3 protein-coding genes are annotated in these 2,863 nt (G+C 60.7%); all 3 read right to left on the reverse strand.

Going from position 1 to position 2,863, the window contains the following annotated elements; translation table 11 throughout:
* Positions 1 to 97 precede the first annotated feature (97 nt).
* A complete protein-coding gene (gene fusA / locus GWP04_12610) occupies positions 98 to 2,212 on the reverse strand; it encodes an elongation factor G (GenBank protein ID NIA26380.1) in 2,115 nt (704 codons plus the stop codon).
* 39 nt (positions 2,213 to 2,251) lie between these two features.
* Entirely contained in the window at positions 2,252 to 2,722 is a 471-nt protein-coding gene (gene rpsG, locus GWP04_12615) for a 30S ribosomal protein S7 (GenBank protein NIA26381.1), read from the reverse strand.
* Positions 2,719 to 2,863 (reverse strand): 30S ribosomal protein S12 (locus GWP04_12620; protein ID NIA26382.1); only part of this gene is annotated, 145 nt, incomplete at its 5' end. The genes rpsG and GWP04_12620, both read right to left, overlap by 4 nt.

Genomic DNA, 2,863 nt, shown 5'->3' on the forward strand with positions numbered 1-2,863 from the left:
GTCGTCTTCCCATGATCAATATGACCCATCGTCCCCACATTCACATGCGGCTTCGTCCGCTCAAACTTCGCCTTCGCCATCACAAAACCCTTTCTCTCTATTCGCCTCGAACTCGGGCGACGATTTCCTTGGCAATAGCTTCGGGAACATCCTGGTATGAATGGAACTGCATGGTGTACGTAGCACGACCTTGCGTGCGAGACCGAAGGTCTGTCGCATAGCCGAACATCTCTGCGAGTGGCACTTGTGCCGTAACGACACGGGCATTCCCCCGCTGATCCATTTCCTCGATCTTGCCCCGGCGGGAGGAGAGGTCGCCGATCACGTCCCCCATGTAATTCTCGGGGGTGACCACCTCGACCGCCATAACCGGTTCGAGAAGCTTCACGCCGGCCCGCTTCGCCGCCTCTTGGAAGGCGATCGACCCCGCGATACGAAACGCCATCTCCGAAGAGTCGACGTCGTGATAGGACCCGTCGATGAGGGTCGCTCGAACGTCCACCAGCGGGTAGCCGGCGAGAATACCCTGATCGAGCGCCTCCTCGATCCCCGCATCGACCGACGGGATGTACTCACGGGGTACGCGACCTCCCTTGATCTTGTCGACGAACTCGTATCCGCCTCCGGGACCCGTCGGTTCGAGGTTGATGACGACATGGCCGTACTGGCCACGTCCTCCCGACTGACGCACGTAACGCCCCTCGACCTTTGTGACACCGCCTTTGATGGTCTCGCGATAGGCGACCTGCGGCCTGCCTACGTTCGCCCCGACCCGGAACTCGCGCACGAGTCGATCGACGAGTACCTCGAGATGCAATTCACCCATCCCGGAGATGATCGTCTGGCCGGTCTCCTCGTCCGATCGGACGAGAAACGTCGGATCCTCGTCCGACAATCGGCGGAGAGCATCACCCAGTTTGTCCTGATCCACTTTCGTCTTCGGTTCGATCGCCACAGAGATCACCGGGGCGGGGAATGTCATCGACTCGAGCTGAATCGGCGAACCTACCGCCGAAAGCGTGTCTCCGGTCGTCGTGCTCTTGAGGCCGACCACGGCCACGATATCTCCGGTGTGGACGGCATCGAGATCTTCACGATGGTTGGCGTGCATGCGCAGCAACCGGCCGAGGCGCTCCTTGCGACCCGACGACGAGTTGATGACCTGGCCGCCCTTCGGCGCCGAGCCTGCGTAAACACGGAAATACGTGAGTTTGCCGACATGGGGATCGCTCATGATCTTGAATGCGAGCGCCGTGAACGGCTCTGCATCGTCGGCGCGCCGAGTGACGACCACTTCCTCGTCGCCCGGCTTGAAACCCTGGATTGGCGGGAGATCCGAGGGACTCGGGAGGTAGGCCACGATCGCGTCGAGCAGTGGCTGAACGCCCTTGTTGCGAAACGCCGACCCGCAGAGCACCGGTGTGAACGTACCGCCGAGCGTGCCTCTGCGAATCGCCGTATGAATCTCGCCGGGCTCGATCGTGACATCTTCGAGATACTTCTCGAGTAGAGAATCATCGACATCGGCGCAAGCCTCGATCATCTTTCCCCGCCACTCGTGAGCGAGTCCAGACAGTTCATCGGGGATCGACACCGTGTCCCATCGCTTGCCGTCATCGCCCTGCCAGATGTGGGCCCGCTCTTCGATGAGGTCGATGACACCCCGGAAATCGCCTTCAGCTCCTATGGGAAGCTGAATCGGAACCGGGTTCGCCTCCAGACGCTCACGGATCGAGGCAACCGACGCAAAGAAATCTGCCCCGATCCTGTCCATCTTGTTGACGAACGAGATGCGGGGAACGGAGTAGCGGTCGGCCTGACGCCACACCGTCTCGGACTGGGGTTCCACTCCTGCAACGGCGTCGAACACGGCGACGGCTCCATCGAGAACCCGCAGGGAACGCTCGACTTCGACGGTGAAGTCGACGTGGCCGGGCGTGTCGATGATATTGATCCAGTGGTCATGCCACCCGGCGGTGGTTGCGGCTGAGGTGATGGTGATCCCGCGCTCTTGCTCCTGTTCCATCCAGTCCATGACGGCGGCGCCTTCGTGGACTTCACCGAGCTTGTACGTCTTGCCCGTGTAGTACAGGATGCGCTCGGTCAAGGTCGTTTTGCCCGCGTCGATGTGTGCCATGATCCCGATGTTTCGGGTCCGGCTCAGCGGGTACTGGCGCAGTCTGGCCAGCGCGTCCCTTGATCCGTTACTCATCTCTTCCTCAGTCGCTATGGGATTGTCAGTAGAAGCGGGTTACCAGCGGTAGTGGGCAAACGCCTTGTTCGACTCGGCCATCTTATGGATGTCTTCCTTGCGCTTGACGGCGGAGCCGGAGTTGTTGGAAGCATCCATGATCTCGTTGGCGAGACGTTCCGTCATCTTTGATTCTTTGCGCTTGCGAGCGAATCCGACGAGCCATCGAATGGCGAGCGAATTCGCCCTGCGTGGTGAAACCTCGACCGGTACCTGGTACGAGGACCCACCCACTCGACGGGAACGGACCTCGACTTGAGGCCGGATGTTGTCGACCGCCCGCTTGAGCACCGTGACCGGATCCTGTCCAGCCCGACGTTCGACGATCTCGAGTGCTCCGTACACGACGGAGCGGGCAACGTTCTTCTTTCCGTCCAGAAGCACCTTGTTGATGACCTGGGAGACGAGCAGATTCCGGAACACCGGATCCGGCTCGATGAAACGTTTGGTGGCGGGACCGCGACGCATCAGGACTCCTTCTTGCTTCCGTACCGGGAACGCGCCTGCTTGCGTTCTGCCACACCGGACGCATCCAGAGTGCCGCGAATGACCTTGTAACGCACCCCAGGAAGATCCTTCACACGGCCGCCACGAACGAGCACGATCGAGTGC

This window comes from Gammaproteobacteria bacterium (assembly GCA_011682695.1).
Classification (GTDB): Bacteria; Actinomycetota; Acidimicrobiia; order Spongiisociales; family UBA4744; genus BMS3Bbin01.

Coding starts and splice junctions, on each gene's coding strand:
- fusA (NIA26380.1), bottom strand. CDS start 2,212: ATGAGTAACGGATCAAGGGACGCGCTGGCCAGACTGCGCCAGTACCCG.